29 protein-coding genes are annotated in these 25,390 nt (G+C 34.9%); 2 read left to right on the plus strand and 27 right to left on the minus strand.

Annotated features, from left to right (window positions below; genetic code table 11):
- Positions 1–28 precede the first annotated feature (28 nt).
- The 22 genes from JFT89_RS05790 to JFT89_RS05895 all read right to left on the minus strand — a co-directional run bounded on the left by JFT89_RS05790 (position 29) and on the right by JFT89_RS05895 (position 17,425).
- Positions 29–937, minus strand: a complete 909-nt coding sequence (locus JFT89_RS05790; protein WP_002064638.1) for a chemotaxis protein — start codon at positions 935–937, stop codon at positions 29–31.
- Between the two features lie 141 nt (positions 938–1,078).
- Positions 1,079–1,564 carry a hypothetical protein gene (locus JFT89_RS05795; RefSeq protein ID WP_002086477.1) on the minus strand — a complete coding sequence of 162 codons (486 nt, stop codon included), beginning with the start codon at positions 1,562–1,564 and terminating at the stop codon, positions 1,079–1,081.
- Between the two features lie 366 nt (positions 1,565–1,930).
- Entirely contained in the window at positions 1,931–2,266 is a 336-nt protein-coding gene (locus tag JFT89_RS05800; protein ID WP_002064636.1) for a DUF3964 family protein, read from the minus strand.
- Between the two features lie 49 nt (positions 2,267–2,315).
- Positions 2,316–3,539, minus strand: coding sequence for a flagellar hook protein FlgE (locus JFT89_RS05805; RefSeq protein WP_002064635.1), 1,224 nt, complete (start codon positions 3,537–3,539; stop codon positions 2,316–2,318).
- 16 nt (positions 3,540–3,555) lie between these two features.
- Positions 3,556–4,134, minus strand: coding sequence for a flagellar hook assembly protein FlgD (locus JFT89_RS05810; protein WP_002012033.1), 579 nt, complete (start codon positions 4,132–4,134; stop codon positions 3,556–3,558).
- A gap of 3 nt (positions 4,135–4,137) precedes the next feature.
- Positions 4,138–5,247: a flagellar hook-length control protein FliK gene (locus JFT89_RS05815; protein WP_151304700.1), complete on the minus strand. Its 1,110-nt coding sequence runs from the start codon at positions 5,245–5,247 to the stop codon at positions 4,138–4,140.
- A gap of 10 nt (positions 5,248–5,257) precedes the next feature.
- Positions 5,258–5,668 (minus strand): hypothetical protein, encoded by a 411-nt coding sequence (locus JFT89_RS05820; protein WP_002012036.1) that lies wholly within the window; start codon positions 5,666–5,668, stop codon positions 5,258–5,260.
- A gap of 115 nt (positions 5,669–5,783) precedes the next feature.
- A complete protein-coding gene (fliI, locus tag JFT89_RS05825; protein ID WP_201039657.1) occupies positions 5,784–7,088 on the minus strand; it encodes a flagellar protein export ATPase FliI in 1,305 nt (434 codons plus the stop codon).
- Positions 7,085–7,771, minus strand: coding sequence for a FliH/SctL family protein (locus JFT89_RS05830; protein ID WP_033706611.1), 687 nt, complete (start codon positions 7,769–7,771; stop codon positions 7,085–7,087). Before JFT89_RS05830 ends, fliI begins: the two co-directional genes overlap by 4 nt.
- Positions 7,758–8,762, minus strand: coding sequence for a flagellar motor switch protein FliG (locus JFT89_RS05835; protein WP_002012042.1), 1,005 nt, complete (start codon positions 8,760–8,762; stop codon positions 7,758–7,760). Before JFT89_RS05835 ends, JFT89_RS05830 begins: the two co-directional genes overlap by 14 nt.
- 13 nt (positions 8,763–8,775) lie before the next feature.
- Entirely contained in the window at positions 8,776–10,350 is a 1,575-nt protein-coding gene (gene fliF, locus JFT89_RS05840) for a flagellar basal-body MS-ring/collar protein FliF (protein WP_012260667.1), read from the minus strand.
- Between the two features lie 22 nt (positions 10,351–10,372).
- Positions 10,373–10,672: a flagellar hook-basal body complex protein FliE gene (fliE, locus tag JFT89_RS05845; protein WP_002064631.1), complete on the minus strand. Its 300-nt coding sequence runs from the start codon at positions 10,670–10,672 to the stop codon at positions 10,373–10,375.
- A 17-nt stretch (positions 10,673–10,689) separates the two neighbouring features.
- Entirely contained in the window at positions 10,690–11,103 is a 414-nt protein-coding gene (gene flgC, locus JFT89_RS05850; RefSeq protein WP_016094399.1) for a flagellar basal body rod protein FlgC, read from the minus strand.
- A gap of 20 nt (positions 11,104–11,123) precedes the next feature.
- On the minus strand, positions 11,124–11,609 hold the full coding sequence (flgB, locus tag JFT89_RS05855) for a flagellar basal body rod protein FlgB (RefSeq protein ID WP_002064629.1): 486 nt from the start codon (positions 11,607–11,609) through the stop codon (positions 11,124–11,126).
- Between the two features lie 343 nt (positions 11,610–11,952).
- Positions 11,953–12,225 (minus strand): flagellar biosynthesis protein FlgG, encoded by a 273-nt coding sequence (locus JFT89_RS05860; protein ID WP_201039659.1) that lies wholly within the window; start codon positions 12,223–12,225, stop codon positions 11,953–11,955.
- The gene (locus tag JFT89_RS05865; RefSeq protein ID WP_002064624.1) at positions 12,215–12,583 is read right to left on the minus strand and encodes a flagellar export chaperone FliS; all 369 of its coding nucleotides are present in this window, start codon (positions 12,581–12,583) and stop codon (positions 12,215–12,217) included. Before JFT89_RS05865 ends, JFT89_RS05860 begins: the two co-directional genes overlap by 11 nt.
- 22 nt (positions 12,584–12,605) lie before the next feature.
- Positions 12,606–13,985 (minus strand): flagellar hook-associated protein 2, encoded by a 1,380-nt coding sequence (locus tag JFT89_RS05870; protein ID WP_002064623.1) that lies wholly within the window; start codon positions 13,983–13,985, stop codon positions 12,606–12,608.
- A 19-nt stretch (positions 13,986–14,004) separates the two neighbouring features.
- The gene (locus tag JFT89_RS05875) at positions 14,005–14,868 is read right to left on the minus strand and encodes a flagellar hook-associated protein 3 (RefSeq protein WP_002064622.1); all 864 of its coding nucleotides are present in this window, start codon (positions 14,866–14,868) and stop codon (positions 14,005–14,007) included.
- 18 nt (positions 14,869–14,886) lie between these two features.
- A complete protein-coding gene (locus JFT89_RS05880) occupies positions 14,887–15,030 on the minus strand; it encodes a hypothetical protein (RefSeq protein ID WP_002064621.1) in 144 nt (47 codons plus the stop codon).
- 146 nt (positions 15,031–15,176) lie between these two features.
- On the minus strand, positions 15,177–16,475 hold the full coding sequence (gene flgK, locus JFT89_RS05885) for a flagellar hook-associated protein FlgK (RefSeq protein ID WP_002064620.1): 1,299 nt from the start codon (positions 16,473–16,475) through the stop codon (positions 15,177–15,179).
- Between the two features lie 17 nt (positions 16,476–16,492).
- Entirely contained in the window at positions 16,493–16,945 is a 453-nt protein-coding gene (locus tag JFT89_RS05890; protein WP_002064619.1) for a flagellar export chaperone FlgN, read from the minus strand.
- 15 nt (positions 16,946–16,960) lie between these two features.
- Positions 16,961–17,425, minus strand: coding sequence for a YaaR family protein (locus JFT89_RS05895; protein WP_002141107.1), 465 nt, complete (start codon positions 17,423–17,425; stop codon positions 16,961–16,963).
- Between the two features lie 142 nt (positions 17,426–17,567).
- Here JFT89_RS05895 and JFT89_RS05900 point away from each other — a divergent pair, with 142 nt between their 5' ends.
- Entirely contained in the window at positions 17,568–18,065 is a 498-nt protein-coding gene (locus tag JFT89_RS05900; protein WP_002030924.1) for a flagellar motor switch protein FliG, read from the plus strand.
- Positions 18,066–18,104: 39 nt separating this feature from the next.
- Positions 18,105–18,887: a CheR family methyltransferase gene (locus JFT89_RS05905; RefSeq protein ID WP_033706610.1), complete on the plus strand. Its 783-nt coding sequence runs from the start codon at positions 18,105–18,107 to the stop codon at positions 18,885–18,887.
- A 38-nt stretch (positions 18,888–18,925) separates the two neighbouring features.
- Here the strand turns inward: JFT89_RS05905 and JFT89_RS05910 are convergent, their stop codons facing one another.
- The 5 genes from JFT89_RS05910 to JFT89_RS05930 form a co-directional block, all read right to left on the minus strand.
- Positions 18,926–19,642, minus strand: coding sequence for a hypothetical protein (locus JFT89_RS05910; protein ID WP_002064615.1), 717 nt, complete (start codon positions 19,640–19,642; stop codon positions 18,926–18,928).
- Between the two features lie 27 nt (positions 19,643–19,669).
- Positions 19,670–21,034 carry an Ig-like domain-containing protein gene (locus tag JFT89_RS05915; RefSeq protein WP_201039661.1) on the minus strand — a complete coding sequence of 455 codons (1,365 nt, stop codon included), beginning with the start codon at positions 21,032–21,034 and terminating at the stop codon, positions 19,670–19,672.
- 29 nt (positions 21,035–21,063) lie between these two features.
- Positions 21,064–22,710 carry a flagellar motor switch protein gene (locus JFT89_RS05920; RefSeq protein ID WP_201039662.1) on the minus strand — a complete coding sequence of 549 codons (1,647 nt, stop codon included), beginning with the start codon at positions 22,708–22,710 and terminating at the stop codon, positions 21,064–21,066.
- 208 nt (positions 22,711–22,918) lie between these two features.
- Positions 22,919–24,889 (minus strand): chemotaxis protein CheA, encoded by a 1,971-nt coding sequence (locus tag JFT89_RS05925; RefSeq protein ID WP_016094408.1) that lies wholly within the window; start codon positions 24,887–24,889, stop codon positions 22,919–22,921.
- Positions 24,890–25,018: 129 nt separating this feature from the next.
- Positions 25,019–25,387 carry a response regulator gene (locus JFT89_RS05930; protein WP_000940577.1) on the minus strand — a complete coding sequence of 123 codons (369 nt, stop codon included), beginning with the start codon at positions 25,385–25,387 and terminating at the stop codon, positions 25,019–25,021.
- Positions 25,388–25,390: the final 3 nt, after the last annotated feature.

Raw genomic sequence — 25,390 nt, forward strand, 5'->3', positions numbered from 1 at the left:
GGCTCCTCTCTTCCAACTAAAAGAAGCTTTATAGTACTAACTTATCAACTAGCCCGATTAATTCTTGGATATCTGGCTTACTTACTTGAGCATTCGCTCCTACTGCTTCACCTTTATGGAATAATTCATTTGTAATTAATGAAGAGAAAATAATGACTGGTAATTGATTCATTACTTCACTATCCTTAATTACTTTCGTTAAATGATGTCCATCCATTTTCGGCATTTCAATATCTGTAATAAGCAGGTGAATATGTTCATACATTTTTTCACCTTGCTCTTTTGCTAATTTTTCAATTTGCGCTAACGCTTCCGCCCCATTGCTGAAGAAGTTCATTTTCGTATATCCAGCTGATGATAATGTTTCTTCTAGTATTTGACGAAGCATCGCTGAATCTTCTGCAATATAAATAACTTTTTCAGCTCGATCAGTTTTTTGTTCTAACCCTGAAAGTGATTTATTGTCATAACCAGTACCGCTAATTTCACATACAATTTTTTCATAATCTAATAATAAGATGATTTTCCCATCTAGCTTTACAATTCCAGATGTCGTTTCTTCTAGTCCCATAGATAATGAAGCTGGTTCATCAATTTGTTCCCATGAAATACGTTGAATACGATGCACTTCATCAACACGGAAAATAACTTTCATTTGGTTTAATTCTGAAATGATAAATTTCGTTTGATCAAGTGGTTTTATAGATTTTAAATTAAGAGCCGTTGCTAAGTTAATAACAGGTAAAATTTCACCACGTACTTGAACAACACCTTCAACTGCATGATGAGATTCTGGCACAGTTGTAACAGGGAATGGATTAATAATTTCACGCACTTTCATTACATTAATACTAAATAAATTTTCACCAACAGTGTACGTTACGATTTCTAATTCGTTTGTTCCGCTTTCTAATAAAATACTTTGTGCTTGTGACATAAAGGTGTCGCTCCCCTTCCATTAATTCCGTATATTTAATTATTAAGCTTTATTAAAACCGAAAAGTCAACTACCTATATGAAAAATATAGATAGTTGAATGATTCTCACAGTTTTAAAGTAGAAATACTACCGGTAAAACTTAATCTTGTATAAACGAAGCAAGTGCCTCTAGTAACACTTCTTGTGCTCCTACAATTTCTGTCGGCATCGCTTCCCATTTTTTTGAAAGCTCTGTTTCCACTCTCATTCTTAGCTCTGGACCCATTTCTCCTAGCACATATTCTTTCGTCGCTATATCAACATCAAGGAGTGCAAGTGCATATAATTCCGGATCGTTTATTTTTTTAAATAATTGTTTCAATACCGCCGGTGCTATATGTTTTAACTTTTCAATGTGAATTTCCTTATCCGAAAATAGTAACTCATATTGAATAAACGTAACATTTTCTTTAATCACTTTAAAATAGCAATTATTTTTTTTATCATTTACAAAATAACCGTTCGGATCTGCAATAATACTCTCTACTTGACGTATTAAATTAGGTAAACTACTCGCCGCCATTACAGTACGTTGCTCAACCTCACTTGGCGAAATGAATGTAACGCGATACTTATTCTGCGCCATCCTCCTCACCTCTCCTTTTATATAAACTTAGTCTAATTGTACAATATCTTAATTAATCTAAATCTATTTCAAATCAATGCTTCTAGACTCGGATAAATCCTCTCTCCCAAAAGTGAAGAGGCACCACCTAAACACTTGGCTTTCGGCCTCTTCAACTGCCTTAGAACCAATCCATACCTCTCGTCTTACAATGTACGAGCCGCTCATAGGCAACTGACCGCTACTACACTCAGCTAGGTCCTCGCCCCTCTTCAACTAACCTAGAACCACTCCATATCTCTGTTCTCACAATGCGCGAGCCACTCATAAGCACTAACCGCTACTACTCATCGCTAGGCCCTCTCTCAAAACCTTAAAAGAAAGCTTTTAAGCCCCTTTCAACAGCTCAATGTTATTGAACCAAAAAGCAAGCTGCTGATCCGTAATATCCGGCAACATAACGAAAAACTCACGGCACTTCATCTCATCTTTAAACAGTTGATACTTCCAAACACTATCGCTACCAATACTTACGAAATAAAACTCGTGTATACAGCCAATGATTGCTTGTTTTTCACCAAACGAATATGGAGGCACTTGTTTGATTTCAAATTGATCTGGTAAATATATATGCTCTTCTCGTTCTATTTTTAACACTTGCTCAGCAAGCTCACGTTTATTTTCGAAAAAAGGCAATTGTAAAATTCGCTCTTGTCTTGTCATACGAATATAAAACCCTTTCTACTACGTTACAATTTTTCTTTACGATTTATTATCGAATTAAGTTCACAACTTCATTTAATACTTCATCTGAAATTTTGATTACTTTCGCATTTCCTTGGAATCCGCGTTGGTATAACATTAAATCAACGAATTCTACAGATAAATCTACGTTTGCACCTTCTTGTGCACCACCACGTATTTTTCCTGCACCGTTTTGGCCAGATGCACCAAGTGCTAAAATACCAGTTGTATTCGTCGCCGTATAGTTACCATTACCCGTTTTCATTAGGCCGCCTTCGTTCGGGAACATCGCAACAGCTAATTGGCCAGCAGCTTTCATACTTCCATCAGAATATTTTACCATCACGTATCCACCGTCAGCAATAAAGCAATCTTTAACAGTTGCTGCTGCTCTACCATCTACACCTGTTACTGATAATGTTTTATCTGTCGGATGATTCGTTAACTGACTTAGGTCTAGTTTTATATTGCCGCCATTAAATGGAATATTAGCCGATTGCTCTTTCGGACTTGGATTTCCAACAGCATCAAATGTCATATTACCGCCTGCACCTGGAACATCTTCAAATGTTGTTGCTTTTTTCGAATCATTACGCATCTGTACTTTATATGAATAATTATGTTCGCTCGTTTGTGTAAACTCTACACGCATTGTCCATGTATTACCAGCATTATCATATACAGGTATCTCTTGTGCAATTGCTTTTGCATCAGCTGGAATATTCCCTCCAACTACACCTTTTGATGTTCGAATACCACCAATTGCCGTTCCCATTGGAATTTGCAACGGTCCTGGAATACCAGATAAATCAACTTCACCAGTCGCGGCATTTGCAGGATAAGCAAATACATATTGTCCTTCTGTATTCGTAATATAGTAATCTGAAGATATTGCAAACGTACCTTTACGCGTAAATTCCATATTTCCGCCTTTTGAATCACCTACTACGAAGAAACCATTACCTTCCATTGCTGCTTGCGTTTTACCACCCGTTAAAGTAATTGTACCATCGCTATAATCTGTAACCGTTCCGCTCAATTTTACACCGTTACCGATACTTTTTGGATTTGTTCCAGCATATTTATCGTCGGCTTTTGCACCAATTGAATTGTTATATAGTAAATCATCAAACATTGCTTTTTGTTTTTTATAACCAACTGTTTGTGCATTGGCAATATTATTTGAAGTTACACTTAATGCATTTTGTGTTGCATTCATCCCTGTAATACTTGTATATAACGCTTTAATCATAACGTATGTACACTCCTTATGAATTTGTAGTTTTTACTTCTTCAGTTACTTTTTGATCGTCTTTCTTTGCATCTTCTGGATTCGTTTCTCCAATCGGTTTATCAGACACCCTCTCAACAAAGCGAAGAGATACAATCTTATTATCAATAACGAGCTGTACATCATTATTTTCCGCAAGGCGAACTGTCTCTACTTGACCAGTTACTTTTTTACCGTCACCGTCGATCCCTCTTACGTATTTCCCTAAAAACTTCATTCCGCCATCAAGCGCTGTCGAATACATCGTCGTTCTTAAAGAATCAACTGCTTTTGTCATATTTTGCACTTGTTCCATAAGAGATAACTGCGCTGTCTGATTCATCATTTGATTCATATCCATCGCATTGAATGGATCTTGGTGCTGGAAACTTGATAAAAATAATTTTAGAAAATCATCTTTCCCCATTACACCAGGAGTCTTTTGCTCTCCTGCTGAAACTCCATTTGTTTGTTGAACTGGCGATTGTACACCGTTAACAGGTACATTACTTTTTTGCGCTCCTGCTTGTAACGGAATATGATTTGTACTCGTTGTATTTAATCCAACTGTTGGCACGCTTTATTCCTCCAATAATCCCGCAAATTCTTTTGACTGTTGTTTCTCATGTTTCGTATTTGCTAATTTTTGTTTTTGTCTTTGCTCTTGCTCTCGCTGTTCTTTACGATTTTCATCTTTTTCTGAATAACTAATTTGAATATTAATTTCTTTTTCTTTTAACTTTAGCTTCAATTCGTCAAAAATTATTTCAACACGCTTTTTCGCATCGTGTTTTTCCATTTCTACATGGACTTCAATTTGATCTCCATGCTTTTTCATAAATACAGTTAATGAACCAAGTTTCTCTGGATTTAGCTGGAATAAAACACGTTCTTGTTTCACTACAAACTTTTGCAGAGCCTCTACTTGTGCTTCCATTTTCTTGCCTAAGTCAGGTAATGTAACCTTCTCAGCTCCACTATTTTGTTTTCCTATTTGATCAGTCCCAGTTGCTTTATTTAATAACTCAGCTCCGGCCGAACTTGAGTCATTTAACTGATCGACTTTTGGTAACTCTACCTTCACATCATCGCTCTCTGCTTTCGGGAGTTCTACTTCCTTAGACTCCTCTTGTTTCTTTGCAATATTACAAGTTTCTGATTCTACGACTTTTAATACTTGCAACGTCTGCTCTGGCATCGTCACCTTGTCTAGCGCCATTTGCATTGTGTCTTCTAAACATATGGCATTTTTAATATTCATGTTAGAAAAAAGCTCTTGTAATTGCTGTAATTCAGCTGCGGGCAATTCGTTCAGTTTAATATTTCCGTATTCTTTATATAACGCCTGTATTTTTTGTATGTATTGATATAACAATTCTGGCTGCACACGCAATTGCTCAATTGCAACCATCTGCTCAGATACAGCTAACAATAACTGTTCTGTCTCTTTCTTTTCTTCTTTCTTTACAATCGGCTCTTCTTTCGTTACCGTTTTTTTTGCGAGAATATATTCTTTCTTCTCTTCTTCTGGTGCTTCTTCTCGTTTCGTTTTCTCCGTTTTCGGCTGTTTTTTATTTTCAATTCTCATTGTATTATCGAATGAAGAATTTTCATTTTTCGATTGTACTTCTAGCCCTTTTTCTTTTTGCGGAGGTAAACTTTGCTGCACCGGTAATACAAACTGTATCACTACATCCACCTCATCCGTTCATACACATTTTTAAATCAAGAAGCATTTTTTCTTCCAGCTTTTCTTTTACTTTCGCAAGCTTCTTACAATCTTCTTCATACATTTCATCAATGACACGTTCTTTTTCTTTTATTTGCTCTAAAAAGCTTTCATTTTTTTGAATAAAACCTTCTGTTTTTTTAATTTTTCGATTCCATTCTTCTATTCTTTCAGGTGAAAATGTATGTGATGAAAGCATACCAGCCATAATACGTTGTCCCGTTTGTACAACCTTATTGCGTGATTTCACAACATATAGATCATATTCTTTTTTTTGTTCTATTTTTCTTTTTTCAGCTGTTAGTTCGTACACTTCTTTCAAGATATGTTCTTTCTCTTGATTAATCTGCAATTTAATCGTGTCGTACTGCTGCTTATCCACCCGTTTTCATAGCCCCTTCCTATTATAACGTTACCTTTTTCTATTATATAGTTTTTTTACAAAAAAATCTGTGAAATATTAAAATCAAAAAAATAAGACCTCAAAGGGCGAGGTCCTATACAATATGGTGCATCGCTTGGACAACATCTTCAAACTGAAAACTATCCGTTCGACCTTGTTTTAAAAACGTATTTATAGCTTCTACTTTATTTTTACATTTAAAAATATAAGCATTTTCTTCATTCTCTTGAATTGTTCCAAGTTTAAAATACAATTCATTCTCTTTATAAATAGATAGAATTTTTCTCATTTCATTTGCAAGTTGCCAATGATTCGGCGATACGATTTCTTCCATAATCCTACTTACCGAATCTAATACCGAAATGGCAGGGTAATGACTAAGAGTTGCGAGCTCACGTTTTAATACAATATGTCCATCTAAAATACCACGAGCTAAATCTGGTACAGGACCATTTAAATCATCACCATCAACTAACACTGTATAAATACCTGTTATTGACCCTTTTTGCGTTTTTCCTGATCGTTCTAATAACTTTTTCATATAACTTTCCATTAACAGTGTTTTACCACCGATCGGTAATTCCTTTACCGCAATATCAACACTTCGGCGTGCATCAGCAAAACGAGTAACAGAATCCATCATAAGTAGTACGTTATTACCTTGGTCACGGAAATATTCAGCAATAGATGTTGCAAGCTTAGCCGCACGAAGTTGCATAAGGTGACTTTCATCTGACGTTGCTACAACAACGACACTTTTTTTCATACCTTCTTCGCCTAATTCTTTTCGAATAAAGTCTTTTACTTCTCGGCCACGTTCTCCTACTAAACTAATAACGTTAATATCAGCTTTTGCGTTTTTCGCAATCATTCCAAGCAAGGTAGATTTACCAACACCCGATCCTGCGAAAATACCAATCTTTTGACCAATCCCAATCGTTAACATGGAATCAATCGATTTAATTCCCGTTTCAAATACATCTGTAATTTCTTCACGCTCAAATGCATGAATCGGCGGTGCATCTAATTTTATTTTTTGTAGTGGAATGTTTTCAGTGTTCTCATTTAACACTTCACCATTCGCACTTAACACTTTCCCAAGTAAATGATTACCACGAGGTACAACAACATCTTCTTCAATTAATTTAACTGCATCTCCGTAACATACTTTTTCTGTCTGTCCAAATGGAAGTAGCATATTATTTTCTTTTTCAATCGCAATTACTTCACATAAGACACTATGTTCTCCAACGAGACAAACATCGCCAATCTTCGCTTTTGGACCTTTCGCTACAAAAAACTGCTCTTGTACACTATGAACTTTGCCAACTTTCGTATAAAACGGTGTTTCAATAAATGTATTCCATTTATTATGCTCATTCATTAGCTCGTTGTTCATACGTTTTGCTCCTCAAACAACTTCTCTTCTTCCCATTTATGACGAAGCTTCGCAAATATCGGTGCAAATTTAAATTCAAAAAACTCTTTCTCTTCTTCCAGAACAAATTCGCCAAACTGTAAAGAAAAATCATACTTCCATTCTACTAATTGTAGTAGCCAATACTCTTTCGTATTTTCTTTCTCTTCTTGTATACGTTCAAATGTTTCTGGATGAACCGTTATAATTAATTTTTCAAATGAAGTAGGCAATGTTTGCACGATGCCTGTTAAAATCGGCAAAACGTCTAATAAGCGCGAATCTACCGCTTGATTCACTACTTTTTCTGCTAACTGAAAAGATTGATTCCATAATAACTCTGTCCATTCGTATGCTGTTTCTTGTTGTTCTTTTTGAAACTGTATACGCGCTGCTTCCATCTGTTCCATTTGTTCATGAATATGCATTTGAAACTGTTCTTTATCTTGCAACAACTGCTGACGCTCTCGTTCTAGCATTTGCTGCTGCTGCCTTAGCTGATTCATTTCAATATGTAATGCATCTTGCTGTGCAAGAAGTTCTGCATGATCCACTTGTATCTCTTCTTCAATGTGAACTGATACTGGTTTCGGAAATTGTAATTCATACGTTTCTTCAGAAAAAGAAACAGAATTCTTCGGAATTCTGTTTTTAAATAAGGACATCATCTTCACCTCTTTGAACGATAATTCTTCCTTCTTTTTCTAACTTTTTCACCGTACCTGTAATCGTTTGTTGTGCTTTTTCAGCATCCGTCATCTTAAGCGGTCCTAAGCCATCTAACTCTTCAAGAATCATCTCTCTACGGTTTGAAGACATACATGTAAATAGTTTCTCTTTAATTTCTTCTTTTGCAATTTTAAGTGCTTTCGCGATAACACCGTTATCTGTAATTTCCTCTAATACACGGCGAAGCGCAAGATCCTCAAGACCAAGTAAGTCTTCAAAGACAAACATATTTTCTTTAATTTTCTCAGATAACGCATAATCGACTTCATCCAGCTTTTGAAAGACTGTTTTTTCAACACCTCGTGAAACATTATTTAAAATGTTCACTATTGTTTTCAATCCATCTGTTTTATTAATAGCACTAAATGCCATATTATTTAATTTTGCTTTTAATAACTCACCAATTTGATTAATTAATTCACCATCTACTTGTTCAAGCTTTGCAATACCCATTACCGTCTCTACACGTTTATGATCTGGTAATCTCTCAATTAATTGAGAAGCAAGTTGCGGCTTAATATAAGAAGCAATAATCGCTATAGTTTGTGGCGATTCATCATTAAGCACTGTAAGCAGTGGCTCTAAATCTGTAAGTGAATTTAAGAATTCAAATGGATTATCTTTGTTGTACCAAAGGTCTTCCAATAATTTTTCCAGATCTTCTTCTGGCATATTTTTAAATATACGACGAATGTATTCTTTATCTGGAGTTACTAAATTCAATTCTTTTACATTTAGTTCATACAAAAACTCCCCTAATACATTTTCTAACGTTTCTGGTTTATATACACGAAACTTCGCGATTTCACGAAGTAATACTTCTTTTTCCTCAGCCGTCATATATTCAATGACTTTTGCTGCCACCTCTTCGTTTAATGTACGAATGAGGATGGCAGCTTTCTCTTTGGAGGAGATTTCATCTAACATTGTTTTTCCTCCCTTACTGTCCGTTTAACCATTTTTTAATTACTTTTGCAGTACCTTCTACATGCTCTTTCGTAGCTTCCTGCACTTGATCATCTAATGTAGGCTCTGATGGTTCTACTGGCTCTGGTTTTGGTTCTGGTACTATTTTTTCTTCAGGAATTTCAAAAATACTTTCACTACTAGCAGCAACTTCCTCTTCTGCTAAGTATTCTTCATATTCCTCTTCTTCTCTCTTTTTCTTACGTCTTGCTAAGAAGAACCATACTAGGCCAATTAGTGCTAGCAAGCCAGCTGTAATTCCACCGAATAACCACCAGTTCATACCACTTTTTTCTGGCTCTTTCTCTTTTTCAACTTTCGGCTGGTCGAACTGAACAGTTACAACGTTAACTTGACCGTTTGTAAAGTTTCCATTCGGATCAGCTTGAAGCCCAGCTGCTGTGCCAATCGCTTCTTTAAATGTTGTCATATCAATTTTTCGTTTTACTAACGTATCGTTATCTACCCATACAACAACATTTGTTTTTGTTAATTCTGGATGTTTCTTAATCGTTTCAACTGTTTTATCTATTTCATAGTTTTCAATTTTGTTACCATTTTTATTATCGTAGACAACTTTACCGTTTTGATTATTGTTCGTACCGTAGTTCGGCACTTCACCGTTCGCTGTAATACCCGCACCTTGCTTCGTATCTGCTCCTTCTTGCGCAGTAGAGCTTTCCTCTTGCTCTTGTTTACTGCGAAGTACACCTTTATCGCCATATTTTTCTGACTGACGTGTAACTTCATCGTAGTTTACAGACACTTTCGTATTCACTTTATATTCATTTGATTTAAACATCGTCATTAACGTTGCGTCAATATCTTGCTTTAATTTACCTTCAATTTGATGCTGCATCTCTACTTCCTTTTCATAAGAAGAGGAGCTGTTAGAATGCGCTTCATCTGCTCCTTTTGAGATGATACCTTTTTTACTATCAATAACACTTACTTCTTCTGCTTTCACGCCAGGAACTGCCGCACTAATCATTTGCTGTATACCAGCAACTTGATCAGCTGTTAATAATTGTCCACGCTTCACACCAACAGTAATCGCCGCTGTTCCTTTTGCTTTTTCTTCATCAAAAATTGTTTCTTTTTCAGGTAATGTAATTTGCACATTTGCCGTTTCAATCGTCGCAAAATTTCGTACAATATCTTGCTCCAATTGCTTTTTCGTACCGACAATCTGTTTCATTTTCTTATCTTGTTCACTTGAACCGAGCGAGCTTTCTAATAAAATTTCCTCACCGCTTTTTGAATTAAACGGTAAGCCCATTCCATTCATTTCTTTTCGAACCCATGGAGCATCATTCTTTTGCACTCGAATCGAACCATCGGCTGCTAATTGGTAATCAACACCTAGCTTCGATAATTCTGCTGTAATCTCTTGCTTATCTGTATCATTTAAATTTTGATATACAACAACATATTTATCTGGCAAGGTGAAGTATAAAAGTGCTCCTGTTGCAATCGCTAAAAGCGCAGCACCAATCACTAACTTATGCCACGTTTTCAACGATTGGAAAACATTTTTTATCTTTTCCATTTAAATACACCCGTCCATTTTCCTAAATTTGCATATTAATTAGTGACTTATAATTTTCAATAAGATTATCGCGTACGAGAGCAGCTGTTTTCATTTGTGATTCAGCTTTCTTCTGCTGAATTAAAACGTCATGCGTTTCTCCTACCCCTTTTGTCAGTAAATCATATACTGCTGTTTGGGCATTATTTTGCGTTTGATTCATATCTTCCAATAAATCAATAAACTTTTTGCCTTCAACTACAGATGTTTCTGAAGTTTTCTGTGTGCCAATCGGCTGAATCGCTCCAAATGGCTGTGTATTTAACATTGGTTGAATTTTCATATTTCCCCTCTTCCCTCTTATCCTCGGCCGATTTCTAAATCTTTATCGAGCATTTTTTTGTTCGCATTTAATACACTTGTATTTGCTTCATACATTTTTTGAGCAACCATTACATTCGTCATCTCAGCTGTCACATCAATGTTCGGATAACGTACATATCCTTCTTCATTTGCATGCGGATGCGTCGGATCATACACAAGATTTTCATTTCGATCCGTTTCAATACTTTTTATTTTCACTCCGTTAGTAGGAGCTCCATCTAGCATACTTGCAAAATTATTGTTTGATTCTAACACCACACTTCGACGGTGATACGGCTCTGCACCCGGTGCTCCCGTCGTATTTGCATTTACGATATTGTTAGAAGTAACTTCCATCCATTTTCTCGCTGTAGTTAGCCCTGAACCACTTGCATTAATTGCCTGAAACATCTTTGTCTCTCCTTTTACTATTAACGTCCACGTGCTGCTTGGTTAATAGCGTATTGCGTATTAATTGCATTAATTGAAACACCGTATAATTGGTTTGTTTTCATTAAATCTAGCATTTCTGTCGTTACATCAACACTGTTTCCATCTTTATTCGTTTGCATTGATTTCGTTTGAATCTTTGCGTATGTATTTTTCGTATTTGCTGTCGGTAAGTGCATTACATTCGTTTGATATAAATCTGGATTACTCTTTAAATCCGCAGCATTTTTTTTGTATAATGCACTGCTCATATTCATTTTCTCAGCAAATGTTACATCTTGTGCTTTATAGCCAGGTGTATTCGCATTTGCAATATTACTAGAAACGGTATTTCGCTTCGTTACTAAATAGTTCATATAATGACTTACATCACTAACTAAATCTGGCATATTCCACACCCTTCCTTTTCCATCATGCTCGTTTAGCGCATGATCATCCACTGATGGAAGTTTCACTTTATTATTCATTTTCCTATATGTATTTATTTATTAAAATATTATCTATTATGTACCCTTACATATTTTATTCCATTTTTCCATTGTTGTCTTTAGAAAAATACAAAAATATAAAAAAGAATATAAAAAACTGTATACGCGTAGTAATCCATGTAACATTTTGATATATAAACAATAAAAAAGAGCTTCCATGCACTTCTCTCTATAAAATAAAGACATCTTATTTTTCATTGTTTGGATTATTACCATTCTTTTTATTACAGTCATAAAGTGAAACCTCAATCAGCGGAACGCCTTATTCAAACAATGGAATGGATCCCCTTTTAAAAGGGGTATCCATTTCCATACTTTCCTATTAAAATTTACCGTAAAACAAATTCGCTTTCATTCGTCCATCATTTGTCATAATCATTTCTTCCAAAATCTTTTGCTTATCTCGAATATGCTGTGCTGCCTTAATTATTAATGGACTCACTTCCGCTGCAACATCTGCGCGCGTCTCTTCATCCAATGTCATCATCCAGCGATTTAACATTGCACTCTTCTCAGCAAATTCCCCATCTGATACTTGCAATTCTCCGATTTCATTAAAACAGCCGACAAACGCTCGATAAATATCATTGTTCATTTTCAAGTGCTCCGCGGTAACCGTCTATTAAATCTTGTAACACTTGCACAATCGCATCCATATCGTTCGCTTCACGAGTTACTTTCATCGTCTGAATTTGAATGCTAATCCAATCGTATAAACCAAATAGACTATCGTATAAATCTTTCGTAATCTCAGGGTTTAATTGAAGCTTTAACTCTTCAAAGATACGTTCTAATTTTTCAAGAAGCGCGTCTCCTTCTTGTAATTTAAAACTATTTAAAAGTTCTTCTAAATTACGAAACTCAACGATACATCTTTCATAAATAAAAATTGTGTTTTTAATTGGATTACTCGTCATAATATCATTTTGCATATAACGTTGCCATGCTTGCATACGATCACTTCCTCAACTTTCATTAATCATCACTTTTTTGTTTTGTCATTGCTTTAATTGTTTTTAGTTGGCTATCTAGCGCAGCTAATGTACTTTCTAGCTTTTGATACTTCTTCACAATCTCATCTTGTTTTTGCAGATTTTGTGTTTCAATATCCTTAATCTTTTTATCTAGATCACTTACACGTGAATCGATATTTTTTACTCGCTCTCCGACTACACCTTTATCACCAAATAGTTTATCAAGTGGATCTTCCATCATCTTCCCTAAACCGTTAGAACCAAAGAAAAATTGTTTCGCTGCATCCGGCTTGTCTTTTAACGCTTGTGTTAATTGTTCATCATTAACTTCCATCGTCCCGTCTTGCTTTAATTGAATTCCAAATGAAAACAAATAATTACCATCTTGAGAAAATGTTACGACATTATTCATCGCTTGACGTACACTTTGCATAATGGCTTGACCTTGGAAAGCTCCACCTTTTCCAGCAAAAATATCTATTGTAGAAACAGCTTTATTATAATCCGCTACCATCTTTTTAATAACATTCGATGCATCTGTTACGTTTGAGTCACTCACTGTAAACTTCAGATCTATACCTTTTGCTTTTGGATCTGTTGTTGTACCTGCATCTGTTTTTTCATCTACTTTTGACTCCGTCACTTTTAGTAATTCAATTTTCACGCCAGGAAGAGCTTCAATTGTATTGGTAAAACTTTCAGCTCCAATACCATTAATACTATATTTGGCATTTTGCGCTTCATTAATTGTATTGACTGCTGTACCATCCGCCTTAGCTAAACCAATATCTTGAAACAGTGTAGAAGTGTTCCCCGAAAAATCAATTTTCCCATCTGTTCCTTCTTTTTTCGAGGACATAAAAATTTTATCTCCAAGTGTATAAGCCGATACGCTATAATCTCCATCATTAATTTTATTTATTAAATCTTTATATGTCATATCAGTTGTTACTTTTAGATCTTTACCGCCTAGTTTTAATGTTTCATCTTTAGGAAGTTTTGCATTTATATCAGTAATAGGATTAGAAGCTATTTGATGACGCTGTGCAAGCTGTGTAATCGTCATATTAAAAGTTCCTGCAATCGCGCCACCATCAGCTTTTACATTAATATAACCGTCTTGTGTTGTTGTAACTTTTTTCTCATTCCCTTTAAAAGCCGCTAAGTTTTTAAAAGTTTGTGTGAAAGAACTAAATTCTGATTTTAAGCTTGTATATAATAGTTTATCTTGTGAAAGTTGGTTCTTTTCATTAGTATATGGTGTTTTCCTCATATCTAACGCTTGCATTTCTAATTCTACAAAGTTAGAAGTATCGATCATATTATTTCCGAGGTTCCAAATCTGTTGTCTACCACCAATACCTGTTAACGTCCCTGCCATATTTCTCACTCCTTATTGTTTACATGTAATCTAAAATGCTCGTTTTACTCATCGTACTAACTGCTTTAAGCGTTGCTTCATAAGTTGCATTAATATACGCTAGGTCAGAAATTGCTACCGCTAAATCAACATCTTCAATTTCTTTACGATTTTCTTGAAGCGCTAAATTTTGCTCGCTTAAAATTGTTTTAAACGTCTCCATCGTGTTCATAGTTGAACCAACTTCAGTTGTACGGTTAATGACGCTATCTAAGTTTTTCTTATTTTCTCCTAATAACGGTTGCAAAGCTTTTTGATCACCTTTATTCAGCGCTTCACTCATCTGTTTTAACGTTTTTATAACTGGTGATAATAATTCTTCTCCGTTACGAAATGCTTTTAAATCATAACCATCATTTAGCTGCCAGTTCACATCATTTTTTCCGCCTTGATACGTACCATCTTCTGTGAATGGAACTTGTTCAGCACTATCCCCACCGAAAATATAACGACCTTGCTCTTTCGTATTCGCTAAATATACAACTTGTTTTAAAATTTGCTCAATCTCTGCACCGATTGCCTTCAATTCTTTTTCACTATTCGTCCCATTTAGCGCTTGTACTGTTAATTGATCCGCTCTTGTTAAAGATTTAAAAACACCTTGTAATGTATTTTCAGTTTGTGTTAATACATTTTTCGAATCCGCTAAATCTTTTTGCATTTGTTCAATATTTGCTAACGAATGCTGAATCGCAAATGATTTACTTGCCGCAAGTGGGTCTTCGCTCATAAGAAGATTTTTCTTCCCAGAAGTTACTTGATTTCGATGATATTGCTGTTGCACATTCAAATCCATCATCTGATTCTTTGCCCAGTTTGCATTTTGAAACGTAGATACTCTCATCTCTATCTTCTCCTTTATCTATATTTGAATTGGCGTAGAGAAGCAAGCAACCGCAACTATGTACGGCTCTCCGCTTCTACACTGCGATGGATACTCTCTTCCCTCATAAAAGGGAGCTTTGTCATTTTTATTTAACACGAGAGCGATACATTTACTAAACATGGCTTTCCTCTTAGCTAACTTACCCTTCAACCATCTCATATCTCTGGTCTCACATCGCTCGGTCCACTAAAAGGCTCTGTCCGCTTCTACCCTGCGCCGGACCCTCTCTTCCATCACAATAAAAGCTTTTTCGATCCTTCTACATGTTATCTAATAATCGAAAACAAACTATCAAACACTTCATTCATCGTCGTAATAGCTTTAGAGTTTGCGACAAAATATTTTTGGAAGGCCATTAAATTTACCATTTCCTCTTCCATATTTACGCCTTCAATACTCATTTTTTCTTGTTGAATACCTTCTAATAAATCTTTATGAATATTTTGATAAGCATTTACTGCACTTTTATCAGAAGCTACACCAACTATAAATTGGTCTAATGCTTGTTTATAAGAAAGACCTTCTTTATAATCTCCATCTGTAATTCCTGCTAGTTTATTTGCTGTTTCAGCGGAGATTTTCATTTTCGAAACATCTTTTGCGAATTCAGGGTTTAACTGAATATCTTTCGCATGATCTCCAACGAAGAAATCTTTTCCCATCACTGTATTCACTTGACCTTTTACAGAACTCATTAATTCTTCAAGGTTTTTCTTATAACTAGCAATCTTCGCTTTCGTATCTATTGCTGCTTGAATTGCTCCACCACTTAAAGGAATATCCGATCCATAAATTGCAACAGACATTGGTTCTTTTTCTTTATTTAATTGAAGTGGATATGTATCTTGTCCATTTACTGTTAAAGCACCATTCATTCTAACACTTGCGATATTAGGATTCATAGATTCATAAGATACTTCTATATTGGCATACTTAGACATCTCTGTAATGATGCGATCACGTTCGTCTAAAAGTTGATTCGGTACTTGCGTGCCAGCTTGTCCGATTTTTTTATTCGCTTCTGCTAAACTAGCACCAAGACGATTAAATTCATTCACGTGTGCTTCAATATCTTCTGTCGTCTGTGCTTCCGCTGTATCCAAGTTTTTCGCAAGGCGATTTATCTGACTTGTGAACTTCCCAGTTTCAGAAACTAATGTATCGTAATAGTTTGGTTGTTCTGGATTTTTTGCAACTTCACGAAAAGCATTGAAGAATCCATCCATTAAACTAGATAATGAATTTTTCCCCGTCGTCCCTACCATAGACTCTACTCGTGATAAAGTAGAATTCATATATGCGTAGTAAGAGAACTGTGACAACTGATCATTAAATTGCTTCGTTTTCACTTCATCTGTAATACGGTCAACTCCTAATGTTTGTACACCATAACCTATTCTCTGTTCAGGCGTATGACCGTTACTTGCTCCAACAGATCCGTAATTTACCATTTGACGAACATAACCTGGCGTATGAATGTTAGATAAGTTTTGTTTTGTCGTTTGTAATCCCATTTGGGCCGCTAGCATACCAGATAACGGCGTATTATAATCAGATAATCTCATAATGCTTCACTTCTCCTTTACAATAGTTCATTCATAAAGATTTGCGAATTATTGTTTTTCTCCAAATTGTATTCAGAAACGGAATCCACAATACTTTCTGTAGTTTTTAATAGTACGTTTAAGTAATATTGATTTTTCAAAAGAATCATTTTTACATTTTCTTCTAATTCATTTAAACTTTTTTGTAATTCTTCCATTTTTTCATTTTCTTCCTGTGAAAAATACGAAAATAGCGAACGCATACGCAACGGTTCAACTTGTTTTTCTTTACAAAGCTGAACAACCATTTCCTCAAAAGATCGCGATAATCCTTTAACACCTTCTATGTACTGCAATTGCTCTACTTGCAACTTTTGAACTGCATTTACATTTTTATTTTTTAAATTCTCATATATTTGTTCCCCAAGCGTTTGAATATTTTCATATGCCTTTTGAATAATAACGAGCTTTTCATATAATTGTATGTACATATAGCTTCCTTTCCTTTACAAGACTAAATTTACAATCAAACCATGAATTTCTCCAATTTGATTTAACATTTCTAAATGCCCTGTTTTCGTATTAATTAAATTCATAACATCTTCTAACTCAGTTAATCCCATTTCAGCTTGTTTTACGATCGTCATTTTCTGCGAATATCCGTAACGCGGATGACGAGACATAACATCTTTATACTGCAATACGTTATCAACGTAAAAATTCAAAAATGATTTTACAGTATTTTTGTATTCCATTACATTATCGAGCGTTAACTCTAATTCGATTTTCTCTTTAATTTCTCCAATGTTATCAACAAGTGCTTCCATTTGTTCTAACAATTTATCGTTTTTCGGATCTGCATGCAAATTATCCGAAAAAGCAAGTCCTGTCCTGACATTTGCTTCTTTCGGCATTTGAGTAGCAGGCGGTATATGCGATAAAATTGGATTATGCGAGATAGAACGCAGCATATATATCACCTATTTATTTTTTATTTCCTTCTAAACTTAATCGTAAAATCTAGTTATTTATAATTATACTCTGTACAATGATATTTTGCAGTTATTTTTTATAGAAGATATGTTACAATTTAGCATGAGGTGGCACAAATCTATGAATATTTTTCTTTGTGGTTCAAATCAATTAACAGCATTAGATCAGGAAGAAATAAAAAAATTTTTAATTGACTATGCTCACAAACATAAAATTTACATATTATGTTATAAATCTATTGAAAATGAGGTTCTTCGTTTCTTCATTGAAAACGAAAGACTTGCTCAAAATTTATGTCTTTACACACTACAACCGTTACAAGTATTAACAGACGAATTTCAAGAAGTCGTTGATTACTTAAAAAAACACGGAGCCGAGTATATTGCTTTTGATCATCCTTCCGACTCCATTTATCGATCAGATTATATGTTTTTTGTAAAGCAAATTGTCGAAGATACCGATTTAGTTCTCTGTTTTTATAACGGAGATAAACATACGTCTGTCATTCCCGTTGACGTTGCAAAAGAAGCAGGAATTGATGCTGTTATTTATGATTTACCAGGCTTACATGAAAAGCAGATGAAAAAAAGCTTTGAACAAAAAATTCGTATGATGTAAAGGGGGAGGCACAATATCGTTATTGTGCCTATTGTAAATATGAAAACTGAACAAGATTATGATTATTTTATCACGAGTTTTAAACAACAATTTAATATGGATATTGCTTCCTATAAACAAGATAGAATGCGCCGAAGAATCGATGCTTTCATTTCGAGAAAAGGTTTTGAAAATTACACAAACTTTTCAAATCATTTACGTACTGATCAAACGTTATTTTTAAGTTTTATTGACTATATTACAATTAACGTATCAGAATTTTTCAGAAATAAAGATCGCTGGCAAACGTTAGAGACGAAAGCTCTACCAAAGCTACTTGAACAAAATAACGGTAAATTAAAAATTTGGAGTGCTGCTTGCGCTGCCGGTGAAGAACCATATACACTTTCTTTAATATTATCGAAGCATCTAGCTCCGTTTCGTTATGACATTCAAGCAACGGATCTTGATTTTCATGTTTTAGAAACTGCAAAACGTGGTCAATATACAGAACGCTCTTTGAAAGAATTACCTAATGATTTAAAACAACGTCATTTCACAAAAGAAGATGATACATATATATTGCATCAAAATATTAAACAGCAAGTTACATTTAAACAACATGATTTATTAATGCAGACATTTGATACGAACTACGATTTAATCATTTGTCGAAATGTAATGATTTACTTTACAGAAGAAGCAAGAGTAAAGCTCTATGAAAAGTTTAGTCGTTCATTACGAAAGGGCGGCGTACTATTCGTTGGTAGCACTGAACAAATTTTAACACCTGAACGCTACAATCTTCAGCGCTTTGATACATTCTTTTACGAAAAAGTATAAAAGAAGGTCGTCATAATTAAAATGACGACCTTTTTTTATTATATAATACGAATCAATATGATACCTATAACCCACATGAAGAGAAATAGAGCCGTAACAGACCATTTATGCTCTTGAATCGTATGTTTCAACGCATGAGATAATTGCGTCATATTCATTTCTGCAAGTGCTCTCCACACGCTCACATCACGTTCTTTAGAAATACGATCTGTACCGCTAATTAAGATTGTTTCATTAGACAATTTCGTCATGTAAGCTGTAATAACCGTTATCATTAAATTTATATTTCCTTCTGAAGAATCACTTTCCACTCTAGAAATGAGAGCACTTACGTCAAGTAAAGGAATATGTACTTTTCGCCCGAATGAAAGCTGTACTTCAGCGAAATCATACGTCCCATCGAGTAACGGAATATCTTTTATATACGCTTGCTTAATAATCCCTTGTAAACTTCTAACAATTTGTTCATATATTTTTTCCGATTGCTTTCCTTCCTCGGACAACATATGTAACTTTGAAAACAACTGCAACACCGTATCCATTTCCTTAGAAAGCATTTCTTTTACAATCTTTCCATCACCTAAACTTGCAAGCAAAATCCCTATTTCATTGTTTTTCGAAATGATTTTGGGCTGCCCAGTAAACACAAGGTTACTCCGCTTTCGTTCTTTCTGAATTTCATGTTCTGAAATAGCTGCAGGCTGTTTTAATGGTTGTAGCGTCTTATTTTGAATTGTCGTACGTTTAATTTCCATTTAAGCGCCTCCACTACTATCAAATTATTAGCCCCATTCTTTATTACTCTTTAAAACTAAAAACAGTACAAATAATCCTGACATAACAGCAAACACATTAGAAGCCTGTACTCCCTGCTCACTTTTTTCCTCTTTCTTTTCTTGTTGTTCTTCTATTTTCTCTTTCTTTTTAGAAACGACTTGATTGTCATTTCCGCTTTTTTTCTCTTTATGAACCTTCACATTATTTACTTCCTTGTTGTCTGTTAACGACTTTTTTATAACGTAGTTGATTTCCTCTTTTTCTTTCAACGGCTCTTTTATATAAGAGTTCACTTTCTCTTCTTGCTTTGGAATTTGAACAACTGGAAGTTTTTCTTCTGGAAGCGGCATCTCTATTTTCGGATCTTCCTGCTTCTCAATTTCTTTCTTATCTTCTACTTCATTTTGATTCTCTTGCTCTTCTATCTTTTCATCATCTTTCACTTTTTGTTCGATGATAGAAACGATATATTCACTCTCTGTCACAAGTTTGTTACCTGCCCCATCTGTTACTTCCACAATAAGTTGATGCGGCCCATCAGGTAAAGCTTCTGTTATTTCAAATATTTTCTGCCAATCCATGTCGCGTTTATTATAGTCTAATAAAAAAGTAATATCGTTACCGTCTTCTTTTCCTTTTAATATAACGCGCACTTCTTTAACAACCGATTCTATATCTACCGTTTGTACTCGTATATGAACGGATTCTCCCTTTTTCCGTTCAATTAAGTTCCCTTTTGCCTCATCAATACTAACTTTCTCTAACTTTGGCAATTCTTTATCTATAGTTGGTGCTTCATTGTTTATACGAATGAGCGGGACATTTAATTCGTTCTCTATTACTTCTTCCTTCTCATCTTCTTTATAGCTTTCAACGAGCCTAAGGTTCCAATCACCTTGTAAATCATATATTCCGGCCTTATAATTAGCGATCCATCGCTTCGTTTCTTCTTCATACTCAAAAGATATTATTCTCTCTTGTCTGTACTGCTCACCATTTTTTTGTAATTGTAATATGCCTTTTACACTTTGAATGTTTTTTTCATTTGATTCTACAGCAATCCGCACTTCTTCGCCAACCTTTAGCTCCTGCTTATTAACTGTAATAACCCCTCGGTCTGTTTCTATCGTTCTTTCTTCTTTTTTTTCTTTCCCTTGCTCATTTTCTACTGCTTTTTTTTCATCTTCAACCGAGGGCATTTCCACTTGTTCCGGCTGTTCCTGAACTTCTTTATTTTTTCCCTCTTGGTCATTCATTTCGCTTATATTTTGATCTTGTACACTTTTTTCTTCTGCCCGCCCTTGTGATGGTAAAAATATACATATATGTAAGAATAGCCAACTAACTAGAAAAAACTTTACGTTTTTCATCTATTTGTTCAAACTCCTATTTTCACGCCTTATAGCGATTTCGTCACTTTTACTCCGAAAAATCCATCTACATTTACAAGTTCTCCATACGCCACTAATACATCGTTCACATAAATTTGAATCGGTTCATCAATATCTTCATCAAGTACGACCGCTTCATTTTCTTGTAGACTTAAAATATCTTGAATTGTTCTCACTGTACTTCCAAATACAAATTTAACATTCATTTCTACATTTTGTAGAATAGATGTATCCATATATACTGGCTCAACTTGCTTGACTTCTTTATATTCAATTGGCTGTACGACTGGTGCAGGAATTTCTTCCTCTTCAACAACTTCCTCAACTATTTCTTCTTGCTCTTCCACCATCGGATATAGAAGTCTTCTAACCATTTCTTTCGCTTCTGATATCGGTAGTATTTGATACATCTTTGATTGAAGGAGATCACCAATTTCAAGATTAAAAGTAATTTGAACGAGTTCGTCAACTGCCATCGACTCTCCCAAATATTCCATTTCTTCTTTTAAAGAAACAAATTTAACGTCTGGTGGTGTCATATCCATTTTTTCTTTAAACATTTCTGACATCGCTGTTGCAGCATGCCCCATCATTTGGTTCATAATTTCTTTAATGCCACTTAACTCTAATTCACTTAGCTCTTTCTCCGGATCAATTTCACCCGTTCCCATCATCATTAAATCTACCATTGTTAAAGCAACATCTTTCGTAAATACGAATACATTCTCATTCTTTAGTCCTTCAACAAAATCGACATTTAAAATAACAAACGGAACCGGTACTCCTTCATAATGACGAACATTAATCGCCTCTACATTTGGTGTACTAATAGTGACAGGCTGATTTAAAAGCGTCGATAGTACTGTTGAAGCCGAACCAATTGAAATATTCGCAATTTCACCCAGTACATCTTTCTCTTCTTGTGTTAACTGTTCTTTTTCCACATGCTCTTCTACAATCTCAGTTTCCTGCACTTCCGCCGGCTCATCTATTTCTTCTTCCACACCACCAGATAATTGTAACAATTTATTTATCATTCGCTTCGCATGTTCAACTGAAACAACCTGTACAAGCTGAGAATTCACAAGATTATCTATTTTTAATTCAAACGATACTTTAACAACCATATTATTCCCATTAATACCAGAAATCTTCTCCATCTCTTCTGTAAGTTGCACAACTTTAATTGTTGGCGGAGACATGTCTACCGTATCTTGGAAGAATTCTGACATAGATGTTGCTGCGAATCCCATCATTTGATTCATAGCTTCTTGTACTGCACTTAACTCTAATTCACCAAGCTCTTTTCCCTCTTCAACTTCACCTGTTCCCATCATCATTAAATCAGCAATAGATAAAGCAACATCTTGCTTTAAGACAAGAAGATTTTCCATATCTAATCCTTTTGTGAAATGGATATTTAATACAACATGTGGAATTTCAACATCACTTGTATCATATAAATCTACCAATTCTACTTGAGGAGCAGTAATACTTACTTGCCTATTTAAAATTGTTGATAATACAGTCGAAGCTGAACCAAATGATATATTAGCGATCTCACCAAGAATATCGCATTCTTGAGGCGTTAAATGTTCATTTTCTTTTTCTAGCACAATTGTGCCAGTATCCCCTTTTGTGTGTTGCTCAGGCATTTTTCCTGCCTCCTCATTTTTGTTTTTCTATCAAATGATTTAAACTCTCTATTACACTCGTTATATTTTACCAAACTTATCATCCGAATTGTGAACATGTATTTATTTCCACAATATGTGTAAACGACGGTTTTCATATACTTATATTATTAGTTCTACCCAAAAAGCTCCCCAATTGTATACAAGTGGGGAGCTTCCTTCATTCCTATTATAAACCTTCTGGGTTTAAAATGAGGACCACTCGTCCATCACCGAGAATTGTCGCACCAGAGAAATAGTTAGAGCTCTCTGCAAAGAAATCACCTAATGACTTTAAAACTATTTCTCTTTGACCGATAATTGTGTTTACGATAAGTCCATAGCTACGATGTGTATTACGAACAATTAACACAGGAACCATTTGACTATCATATGATGCGAACGCCTCATCTACTGTTTTTTCACCAAATACAGTACTTAAATGTTTCACTTCAATAATTTGGTTGCGATAGTTTAAAACGTCTTTCCCTTGTAACGATTGTATGTCTTCTTTCTTAATTCGAATGGCTTCAGCAATATTGCCAAGAGGCAAGGCATAACGCTTATCATTTGTTTGAACAAGCATTGATTGAATAATAGACAATGTTAAAGGAAGTTCAATTCTGAATGTACTTCCTTTTCCTTCTTCAGAATCAATAATTAAATGCCCACCTAAACTATGAATCGTATGTTTAACAACATCTAATCCAACCCCACGTCCAGAAAGGTCAGATACAACTTCCGCTGTACTAAATCCCGGTTGGAAGATAAGATCAAACACTTCACGATCCGTTAATTTATTTGCCTCTGATTCCGTTACAACACCATTTTTTATCGCTTTTTCTAATACTTTTCCTTTATGAATACCATTTCCATCATCAGTAATTTGAATTACGACATGATTTCCACTATGAAATGCCTCTAATTTAATAGTACCGGTCTCATTTTTCCCGGCATCACGTCGGTTTTCGACAGTTTCAATACCATGATCAATTGCATTACGAATTAAATGAACGAGTGGATCACCAATTTCGTCAATAACAATTTTATCAACTTCAGTATCTTCACCTTTAATTTGTAAATCGATTTTTTTACCTAAATCTTTCGCTAACATACGTACCATACGTGGAAAACGATTGAAGACCGTCTCAATCGGTACCATACGCATATTTAATAATACATTTTGGATATCTTTTGAAATATCCCCTAATCGATTTAAATGCTCGATTAACTCTTTATTTTGAATCGTTTCTGCTAATTCATCAATTCGTCCACGCTCAATTACACTTTCTTCAAACATATTCATTAATCTTTCGATTTTTTCTAACTGAACACGAATAGAACGATTCTCTACTTTAGCATTTTTCGTTTTTGTATTACTTTTAGCCGGTGTAGTACTAGCTGTTGTAGTTCGTGCCTCTAGAGATGGATCCAGCTGCGTTGCTGCAATAGATTGTACGATTCCTTCTTCAGCTATATTTCCTTGCTTCACTTCTACTTTCTCAATTTCAGAAACGTGAAGCACCACCTGTTTCAATTCTTCAACACTACGATCAGTATCCATATATACTGTAAACTCAAATCCAAAAGCATCCGCTTCGATTTCTTCAATGCTTGGAACCGTTTTTTGTATATCCCCTACATTTTGTAATGCTTCAATACACATAATGGCACGTACTGCTTTTAAAATGGCTTGTTGTTCGACGGTTATATATACTTCATGTGAAACTGTATCATCATTGTTTATACTACTTTGCTCTACTTGTTCCATAGAAGCTTCTACATTCCCATTTAATAATGCTTCTAATTTATGCTTTGTAGATACAACATCAATATTACCCATTCCACCCTGCTGCACATCTGTAACCATCTTTTCTAAATTATCAATGCACTCAAAAATAACATCAATAATATTAGCATTCACCATCATATTTCCATGACGGATTTCGTCTAAAACATTTTCCATCTTATGAGTTAAATCTGCCATTTCCGCAAATTCCATACTCGCAGACATACCTTTAAATGTATGAGCTGAGCGGAATATTTCCCCTACAACACCCATATCGGCAGGATTCTGTTCTAAATTTAGCACATTTTCATTTAGCGACTGTAAATGTTCTTCTGCTTCTTCAAAAAATATATTTAATAGATCTGTTTGCATTTTAATCCCCTACCTGTCTAACAAACATTTCATTTATGTATAACAATTTAGTGTTTTATAACGAGAAAAAAGGGGGCCACACGTCTATCCGCTATCATTGATTTGATTCTTTGTGGCACCCCTTCTATATTAGCTATTTGCTACTTTTGTTAAAGCTTCGATAACACGATCGGCTTGGAATGGCTTTACAATAAAGTCTTTTGCCCCGCCTTTAATTGCATCTAATACCATACCTTGTTGTCCCATTGCAGAACAAATAACAACCTTTGCACTCGAATCAATTTTCATAATTTCTTTTAATGCTTCAAGTCCGTCCATTTCTGGCATAGTAATATCTAGTGTTACAATATCAGGTTGAAGTTCTTTATACTTTTGAATCGCTTCTACCCCATTCTCTGCTTCACCGATAACTTCAAATTCAGAATTACTTTTTAATAAGTTTTTAATCATTGTTCGCATAAACATCGCATCGTCTACAACTAAAATTTTATGTGCCATTCT

The sequence above is a fragment of the Bacillus sp. TH25 genome (genome assembly GCF_016650935.1).
Classification (GTDB): Bacteria; Bacillota; Bacilli; order Bacillales; family Bacillaceae_G; genus Bacillus_A; species Bacillus_A mycoides.

Bases quoted from the DNA above. Each gene is read 5' to 3' on its own strand.
- JFT89_RS05895 (WP_002141107.1), bottom strand. From the start codon at position 17,425: ATGCTGCGTTCTATCTCGCATAATCCAATTTTATCGCATATACCGCCT.
- fliF (WP_012260667.1), bottom strand. From the start codon at position 10,350: ATGGAAAAGATAAAAAATGTTTTCCAATCGTTGAAAACGTGGCATAAG.
- flgC (WP_016094399.1), bottom strand. From the start codon at position 11,103: ATGTTTCAGGCAATTAATGCAAGTGGTTCAGGGCTAACTACAGCGAGA.
- JFT89_RS05910 (WP_002064615.1), bottom strand. From the start codon at position 19,642: ATGGAAATTAAACGTACGACAATTCAAAATAAGACGCTACAACCATTA.
- JFT89_RS05805 (WP_002064635.1), bottom strand. From the start codon at position 3,539: ATGATTAAAGCGTTATATACAAGTATTACAGGGATGAATGCAACACAA.
- fliI (WP_201039657.1), bottom strand. From the start codon at position 7,088: ATGAACAACGAGCTAATGAATGAGCATAATAAATGGAATACATTTATT.
- JFT89_RS05790 (WP_002064638.1), bottom strand. From the start codon at position 937: ATGTCACAAGCACAAAGTATTTTATTAGAAAGCGGAACAAACGAATTA.
- JFT89_RS05900 (WP_002030924.1), top strand. From the start codon at position 17,568: ATGAATATTTTTCTTTGTGGTTCAAATCAATTAACAGCATTAGATCAG.
- JFT89_RS05920 (WP_201039662.1), bottom strand. From the start codon at position 22,710: ATGCCTGAGCAACACACAAAAGGGGATACTGGCACAATTGTGCTAGAA.
- JFT89_RS05880 (WP_002064621.1), bottom strand. From the start codon at position 15,030: ATGTTTAGTAAATGTATCGCTCTCGTGTTAAATAAAAATGACAAAGCT.
- JFT89_RS05860 (WP_201039659.1), bottom strand. From the start codon at position 12,225: ATGAACAATGATATTTATCGAGCGTTTGTCGGCTGTTTTAATGAAATC.
- JFT89_RS05925 (WP_016094408.1), bottom strand. From the start codon at position 24,889: ATGCAAACAGATCTATTAAATATATTTTTTGAAGAAGCAGAAGAACAT.
- flgK (WP_002064620.1), bottom strand. From the start codon at position 16,475: ATGAGATTATCTGATTATAATACGCCGTTATCTGGTATGCTAGCGGCC.
- JFT89_RS05835 (WP_002012042.1), bottom strand. From the start codon at position 8,762: ATGTTAGATGAAATCTCCTCCAAAGAGAAAGCTGCCATCCTCATTCGT.
- JFT89_RS05915 (WP_201039661.1), bottom strand. From the start codon at position 21,034: ATGAAAAACGTAAAGTTTTTTCTAGTTAGTTGGCTATTCTTACATATA.
- flgB (WP_002064629.1), bottom strand. From the start codon at position 11,609: ATGAATAATAAAGTGAAACTTCCATCAGTGGATGATCATGCGCTAAAC.
- JFT89_RS05830 (WP_033706611.1), bottom strand. From the start codon at position 7,771: ATGTCCTTATTTAAAAACAGAATTCCGAAGAATTCTGTTTCTTTTTCT.
- fliE (WP_002064631.1), bottom strand. From the start codon at position 10,672: ATGAAAATTCAACCAATGTTAAATACACAGCCATTTGGAGCGATTCAG.
- JFT89_RS05865 (WP_002064624.1), bottom strand. From the start codon at position 12,583: ATGCAAGCATGGCAACGTTATATGCAAAATGATATTATGACGAGTAAT.
- JFT89_RS05875 (WP_002064622.1), bottom strand. From the start codon at position 14,868: ATGAGAGTATCTACGTTTCAAAATGCAAACTGGGCAAAGAATCAGATG.
- JFT89_RS05795 (WP_002086477.1), bottom strand. From the start codon at position 1,564: ATGGCGCAGAATAAGTATCGCGTTACATTCATTTCGCCAAGTGAGGTT.
- JFT89_RS05870 (WP_002064623.1), bottom strand. From the start codon at position 13,985: ATGGCAGGGACGTTAACAGGTATTGGTGGTAGACAACAGATTTGGAAC.
- JFT89_RS05930 (WP_000940577.1), bottom strand. From the start codon at position 25,387: ATGGCACATAAAATTTTAGTTGTAGACGATGCGATGTTTATGCGAACA.
- JFT89_RS05800 (WP_002064636.1), bottom strand. From the start codon at position 2,266: ATGACAAGACAAGAGCGAATTTTACAATTGCCTTTTTTCGAAAATAAA.
- JFT89_RS05905 (WP_033706610.1), top strand. From the start codon at position 18,105: ATGAAAACTGAACAAGATTATGATTATTTTATCACGAGTTTTAAACAA.
- JFT89_RS05890 (WP_002064619.1), bottom strand. From the start codon at position 16,945: ATGTACATACAATTATATGAAAAGCTCGTTATTATTCAAAAGGCATAT.